This window comes from Mycobacterium sp. E3305, from assembly GCF_001666785.1.
Taxonomy (GTDB): Bacteria; Actinomycetota; Actinomycetes; order Mycobacteriales; family Mycobacteriaceae; genus Mycobacterium.
This window is the reverse complement of sequence record NZ_LZJA01000224.1, coordinates 22,194-29,256: the sequence shown is the minus strand read 5'-3', so window position 1 is coordinate 29,256 and position 7,063 is coordinate 22,194. Positions and strand designations below refer to the sequence as shown.

Here is a 7,063-nt window from a genome sequence, read left to right as displayed (position 1 = left end):
TCGCCCCGCAGGTCCCGCGCGACTACGACCCCGGCTACACCGCGGCGTTCGAGCAGCAGCTCGCCGAGCACGCCGGCGAACTGGCGGCCGTCATCGTCGAACCGGTGGTGCAGGGCGCCGGCGGGATGCGCTTCCACGACCCCCGCTACCTGCGCGACCTGCGCGAGCTGTGCCGGCGTGCTCGGCGAGCTGCTGCTCGAACGCCGCGGTGTAGCCGGGGTCGTAGTCGCGCGGGACCTGCGGGGCGAACACCTGGCGGGCCAGGATGTCGGTCCACAGCGTGTGCATGCCGCCGTCGGGATCGCAGACGCTCATCGGCGTGAACGTGTCGCCGTGGTAGCCGCCCCGCCAGGTCATCAGCCGGTGCTTGCCGGGCCGGCCGCGGCTGCGCCAGTACTGAAGCGCCATCTTGACCGCGACCTCGACGGACACCGATCCGGAATCGCTGAAGAACACGGTGTCCAGCCCGGCCGGGGTGATGTCCACCAGCAGCTGCGCCAGCCGGGCGGCCGGTTCGTGCGTGAGCCCGCCGAACATGACGTGGTTCATCACTCCCAGCTGCGTGGTCAGCGCCGCGTCCAGCACCGGGTGGCCGTGCCCGTGAATCGCGGTCCACCACGAGCTCATCGCGTCGAGCGCCTCGATCGGCTCGCCGTCCCGGATCAACGTCAACGTGGCCCCCCGCGCGGCGACCGCGACCACCGGCGCGACGGCTTCGCCGCCGATGGTGCTGTACGGGTGCCACAGGTGCGCAGCGTCGATCGCGCTGATCTGCCCGGGGGTCAACCCGGCCCTCGCCGCAGGCATAGTGATCGAGGGTAAAGCAGCCGAGTCGCACAAAATCCGCCCATCGGGGAGCATGGGATCCGATGGCTACGCCGCAAACCCCCGGTGAACCCGCCGCGGGCGCCCCTCCGACCGCGACCACCAATTCCCTGCTGGCCAATTACGACGACGAGGCGCCGCGGGTCATCCGGGTGCGGCTGGCCCCCTGGGACGTCGCCTGCACCGTCGCGCTGCTGGCGCTGCTCATCGTCCTGGCCACCGCGACGGCGTGGCCGGACCGCCTCTTCGGCTTCCTCGAGCACGTCTGCGCCGACGAGACGTGCGGGCCGGTGCCCTTCGGGGTCGACTACTACATCCGCCCGATCGTGTGGGGCGGCATCGGGGCTGCAATCGCCGCCGCGGTCCTCGGGCCGGTCGTTTCGCTCCTGAAGGGCTGGTACATGTCCTTCTGGCCGGTCCTGGCCCTCGCGCTGATCATGCTCAGCTCCCTCGTCGGCTCGCTGCTGACGGTGTTCAGCGAACGCTATTGGGCGTAGGCGCCGCCACGCCCCGGTCCGGCCGGCGCACGCGCGACTGAGACCCAAATCACAACTGCGCACCCGGATTTGGGCCGCCCAGTCACCGTCCGGTCACGTTCCGACAAAAAATCCCGCCGGGGCCTGGCGGCTAACAACTTCTGTTGTCAGAGTGGCTGCAGTGACTGATGTGAAAACAGGACCGCTGTTCACATCCGCAAGTGTCATGCAGCGGCGTCGGTCCCAACGGGGAGGCTGTCGCCCAGTCATGGAACGGCGGCGGACGCGCGAAGTCACCGCGCTGAGGCCAGTGAGCCCCTGAGAGGCCAAGACAATGAAACGCATCTACGCCTTCGCGATCGGTTTGGCGCTGTTCGCCGCACCGATGGCCGCTCCCGTGGTCGCTTCCGCCGACCCGGGCATCCGGCCGATGGACTACCAGCAGGCCGCCGACGTGGTGATCGCGCGCGGGCTGTCGCAGCGGGGCGTGCCGTTCTCCTGGGCCGGCGGCGGGATCAACGGCCCGACCCGCGGCACCGGGACGGGCATCAACACCGTCGGATTCGACGCGTCAGGCCTGATGCAGTACGCGTACGCCGGCGCGGGCATCAAGCTGCCGCGTTCGTCGGGGGCGATCTACCGGGTCGGCCAGAAGGTGCTGCCCCAGCAAGCGCAAAAGGGCGACATGATCTTCTACGGCCCCGAGGGCACCCAAAGCGTCGCGATGTACCTGGGCAACAACCAGATGCTCGAGGTGGGCGACGTCGTCCAGGTGTCGCCGGTGCGCGCCAACGGCATGGCTCCCTACCTGGTCCGGGTCCTCGGGGTCCAGCCGGCGCCGGTCCAGCAGCTGCCGCAGCAGGCTCCGGTGCAGCAAGCACCGGTGCAGCAACTGCCCGCGCAGCAGGCGCCGACGCAGCAAGCGCCGGTGCAGCAACTCCCGACGCAGCAGGCCCCGGTGCAGCAACTCCCGACGCAGCAGGCCCCGGTCCAGCAACTCCCGACGCAGCAGGCCCCGGTCCAGCAACTCCCGACGCAGCAGGCCCCGGTGCAGCAGGCGCCGCTGCAGCAGCAGTCCGGCCAGCTCCCGTTGCCGCAGGCGCCGGTGCAGCAGCTCCCGGCCCCGCCGGCGCCGCTGCAACAGGCCCCGCTGCAACGGGTCCCGGTGCCGCAGGCGCCGGTCCAGCAGCTGCCGACGCAGCAACTTCCGGCACCGCAGGCCCCGGTGCAGCTGCTGCCGCCGCAGCAATCGCCGTTCCTCCCGACGGCGCCCGGCACCGCCCGGTAGATTCCCCGGCTTTTCGGGGGCCCCCGACCGCCGCCACCTGCTCCTAAACCGGAGCGGGTGGCGGTTTTCGGTAAATTAGCGATCGATCATGCCGATCCTGTCCCCGTCTCACCGACCGGTCGCGACCGCGGAACCGGTCGGTACGGCGGCGCGCAATTCGGGGTTCTACCGCTACGACCTGGACGGCCTGCGCGGCATCGCGATCGCGCTGGTGGCCGTCTTCCACATCTGGTTCGGCCGGGTCTCGGGCGGCGTCGACGTGTTCTTGGCGCTGTCCGGATTCTTCTTCGGCGGCAAGATCATTCGCGCGGCGCTGAACCCTGCCGTCACCCTGTCGCCGGTGGCGGAGGTGGTCCGGCTCGTGCGCCGCCTGGTGCCCGCCCTGGTCGTGGTGCTGGCCGGGTGCGCGGTGCTGACCATCCTGGTCCAACCGGAGACCCGCTGGGAGACCTTCGCCGACCAGAGCCTCGCCAGCCTCGGCTACTACCAGAACTGGGAGCTGGCCAACACGGCGTCCGATTACCTGCGCGCCGGCGAGGCCGTCAGTCCGCTCCAGCACATCTGGTCCATGTCGGTGCAGGGCCAGTTCTACGTCGGCTTCCTGCTGTTGATCGCCGCGTGCGCCTACCTGTTCAGGCGTCCGCTGGGCCGCCGGCTGCGCACCCTCTTCCTGGTGCTGCTGACGGCGCTGACGGTGGCGTCGTTCGTCTACGCGATCGTGGCTCATCAGGGTGACCAGGCAGCCGCCTACTACAACAGCTTCGCGCGCGGCTGGGAGTTGCTGCTCGGCGCGCTGGTCGGTGCGCTGGTGCCTGCCATCCGCTGGCCGATGTGGTTGCGAACGGTCGTGGCCACCCTGGCGCTGGCGGCGATCGTCTCGTGCGGGGCGCTGATCGACGGCGTGAAGGAATTCCCCGGCCCCTGGGCCCTGGTGCCCGTCGGGGCCACCATGCTGATGATTCTGGCGGGGGCCAACCTGCAGGGCGGCCCCGCCACCGGGAACCGGCTGCCGCTGCCCAATCGCCTGCTGGCGGCCGGGCCGCTGGTCGCGCTGGGCGCGATGGCGTACTCCCTTTACCTGTGGCACTGGCCACTGCTGATCTTCTGGCTGTCTTTCAGCGGGCACCGGCACGCCGGCTTCGTCGAGGGTGCGGCGGTGCTGCTCGTCTCGGGCCTGCTGGCCTACCTGACCACCCGGCTCGTCGAGGACCCGCTGCGCTACCGGACCGCAGGGAGGTCACCGGCGACCGCGCCCGCCTGGCTGGCGCGCCTGCCCAGGCCCACGATGGCGCTGGGGACGGCGATCGTGCTGCTGGGGGTCACGCTGACCGCGACGTCGTTCACGTGGCGCCAGCACGTCACGGTCCTGCGGGCCGCGGGCAAGGAGCTCAGCGTGCTCAACCCGCAGGACTATCCGGGGGCGCGCGCCCTGACCGAACACGTGCGGGTGCCCGCGTTGCCGATGCGGCCCAGCGTCCTGGAGGTCAAGGAGGATCTGCCGGTCTCCACCCGCGACGGCTGCATCAGTGACTTCGTCAACCCGGCGGTGGTGGCGTGCACCTACGGCGACGTGGCCGCCGACCGCACGATTGCGCTGGCGGGCGGGTCCCACGCCGAACACTGGCTGCCCGCTCTCGACCTGCTCGGCAAGATGCATCACTTCAAAGTGGTGACGTACCTCAAGATGGGCTGCCCGTTGTCCACCGAGGAAGTCCCGTTGATCATGGGCAACAACGCCGCCTACCCGCAGTGCCGGCAGTGGGTCGAACAGACGATGGACAGGGTGATCGCCGACCGTCCCGACTACGTGTTCACCACCACCACCCGGCCGTGGAACATCAAGCCCGGCGACGTGATGCCGGCGACCTACATCGGAATCTGGCAGCGGTTCTCGGACAACAACATTCCGATCCTCGGCATGCGAGACACCCCGTGGCTGGTCAAAAACGGCCAGCCGTTCGACCCGGCGGATTGCCTGGCCAAGAAGGGCGGCAGCCCCCAGTCGTGCGCGATCAAGCGTTCCGACGCGCTCTCCGACCGCAATCAGACCCTCGACTTCGTCACACAATTCCCGCTGCTGAAGGTGCTCGACATGTCCGATGCGATCTGCCGCGCCGACGTGTGCCGGCCGGTCGAGGGAAACGTGCTGATCTACCACGGCGCCCACCACCTGACCCCCACTTACGTACGGACCATGGTGGGCGAATTGGGCCGCCAGATCGCGGCCAATACCGGTTGGTGGTGACGCGCCCCGCCGCCCCGACCGCGGATAAGGTCAGATGGTGCCGACCGACAATCACGCTTCAGCAGCAGGCGTAGCTGGTAACCAACAGCCGAAACTGGCCACCGTCTGGCCGGGGAACCCGTATCCCCTCGGTGCCTCCTATGACGGCGCGGGGACCAACTTCTCGTTGTTCTCCGAGATTGCCGAGAAGGTCGAGTTGTGTCTGATCGACGACGCTGGGGGCCAGTCACGGATTCCCCTGGACGAGGTCGACGGCTACGTGTGGCACGCCTACCTGCCCAACATCTCGCCGGGCCAGCGCTACGGCTTCCGGGTGTACGGGCCCTTCGACCCGGCGGCCGGCCACCGGTGTGACCCGAGCAAGCTGCTGCTCGACCCGTATGGCAAGGCCTTCCACGGGGATTTCACCTTCGGGCAGGCGCTGTTCTCCTACGACATGAAGGCCGTCCACCCCGACGGTGACGCCGCCGACCCCGGGACGCCGCCAATGGTCGACTCCCTGGGCCACACCATGACCAGCGTGGTGAGCAACCCCTTCTTCGACTGGGGCTCGGACCGTTCGCCACTGACCCCGTACCACGAAACGGTGATCTACGAGGCCCACGTCAAGGGCATGACCCAGACCCACCCCGGCATCCCCGCCGAACTGCGCGGCACCTACGCCGGCCTGGCCCACCCGGTGATCATCGACTACCTCAAGTCGCTCAACGTCACCGCGCTGGAGCTGATGCCGGTGCACCAGTTCATGCACGACTCCCGCCTGCTGGACCTGGGTCTGCGAAACTACTGGGGCTACAACACTTTCGGGTTCTTCGCGCCGCACAACCAGTACGCGGCCAATCGCACCTCCAGCGTCGCCGAGTTCAAATCGATGGTGCGCAGCCTGCACGAGGCGAACATCGAGGTGATCCTCGACGTGGTGTACAACCACACCGCCGAGGGCAATCACCTCGGGCCGACGATCAACTTCCGCGGCATCGACAACGCCGCGTACTACCGGCTCGTCGACTCCGACCTGCGGCTGTACAAGGACTACACCGGCACGGGCAACAGCCTGAACCCGCGTCACCCGCACGTGCTGCAGCTCATCATGGACTCGCTGCGCTACTGGGTGACCGAGATGCACGTCGACGGCTTCCGTTTCGACCTCGCCGCCACGCTGGCCCGGGAGCTGCACGACGTCGACCGGCTGAGCGCGTTCTTCGACCTGGTTCAGCAGGATCCGATCGTCAGCCAGGTCAAACTGATCGCCGAACCGTGGGACGTCGGCGAGGGCGGTTACCAAGTCGGCAATTTCCCGGGTTTGTGGACCGAGTGGAACGGGAAGTATCGCGATACTGTGCGTGACTACTGGCGGGGCGAGCCCGCGACCCTAGGCGAGTTCGCGTCCCGGCTGACCGGGTCGTCGGACCTCTACGAGGCGACCGGACGGCGCCCCAGCGCCAGCATCAACTTCGTCACCGCCCACGACGGCTTCACGCTCAACGACCTGGTGTCCTACAACGAGAAACACAATCTGGCCAACGGCGAAGACAACCGCGACGGCGAAAGCCACAACCGCTCGTGGAACTGCGGTGTCGAGGGGCCCACCGACGACCCGGACATCTTGACTCTGCGCCGTCGCCAGATGCGCAACTTCTGGGCGACGCTGATGCTCAGCCAGGGCACGCCGATGATCGCGCACGGCGACGAGCTGGGCCGCACCCAGAACGGCAACAACAACGTCTACTGCCAGGACTCCGAATTGTCTTGGATGGATTGGTCATTGGTCGACAAGAATTCGGACCTGCTGGCCTTCGCGCGCAAGGTCACCACGTTGCGCAAGACCCACCCGGTATTCCGGCGCCGCCGGTTCTTCGAGGGTGAACCGATCCGCACCGGCGACGAGGTCCGCGACATCGCCTGGCTGAATCCCAGCAGCCGGGAGATGACGCACGAGGACTGGGGCGAGAGCATTCACAAATGTGTGGCGGTGTTCCTCAACGGCGAGGCCATCACCGCGCCCAACGCGCGCGGTGAACGGGTCGTCGACGACTCGTTCCTGTTGTGCTTCAACGCCGGCGAAGAACCCGTGGAGTTCGTGATGCCGAACGACGACTATGCGCAGGAGTGGACCGTGGAACTGGACACCAACCACCCGACGGGTGAGGCCGACCAGGTGGTGAATGCCGAAGAGAAGGTCTCGTTGCCCGGGCGATCGCTTCTGGTCTTACGTAAGACCATGTGACG

Annotated in this window: 3 protein-coding genes and 3 pseudogenes; 5 read left to right on the top strand and 1 reads right to left on the bottom strand. The window is 68.2% G+C overall.

The annotated features are described in order from the left end of the window. Positions 1 to 179: pseudogene (locus A5701_RS27690) on the top strand (aminotransferase class III-fold pyridoxal phosphate-dependent enzyme); the annotation flags it as partial. Here the strand turns inward: A5701_RS27690 and A5701_RS21005 are convergent. Next, a pseudogene (locus A5701_RS21005) lies at positions 160 to 807 on the bottom strand (aminotransferase class III-fold pyridoxal phosphate-dependent enzyme); the annotation flags it as partial. The pseudogenes A5701_RS27690 and A5701_RS21005 sit on opposite strands and share 20 nt — an antisense overlap. 62 nt (positions 808 to 869) lie before the next feature. Here A5701_RS21005 and A5701_RS21000 point away from each other — a divergent pair. The 4 genes and pseudogenes from A5701_RS21000 to glgX all read left to right on the top strand — a co-directional run bounded on the left by A5701_RS21000 (position 870) and on the right by glgX (position 7,061). Then, positions 870 to 1,322 (top strand): hypothetical protein, encoded by a 453-nt coding sequence (locus A5701_RS21000; protein WP_067758281.1) that lies wholly within the window; start codon positions 870 to 872, stop codon positions 1,320 to 1,322. Positions 1,323 to 1,635: 313 nt separating this feature from the next. Beyond that, positions 1,636 to 2,304 (top strand): annotated as a pseudogene (ripD, locus tag A5701_RS20995) (NlpC/P60 family peptidoglycan-binding protein RipD); the annotation flags it as partial. A 373-nt stretch (positions 2,305 to 2,677) separates the two neighbouring features. Next, the gene (locus A5701_RS20990; protein ID WP_067758268.1) at positions 2,678 to 4,834 is read left to right on the top strand and encodes an acyltransferase family protein; all 2,157 of its coding nucleotides are present in this window, start codon (positions 2,678 to 2,680) and stop codon (positions 4,832 to 4,834) included. A 34-nt stretch (positions 4,835 to 4,868) separates the two neighbouring features. Further along, positions 4,869 to 7,061: a glycogen debranching protein GlgX gene (gene glgX, locus A5701_RS20985; protein WP_067758265.1), complete on the top strand. Its 2,193-nt coding sequence runs from the start codon at positions 4,869 to 4,871 to the stop codon at positions 7,059 to 7,061. Positions 7,062 to 7,063 lie beyond the last annotated feature (2 nt).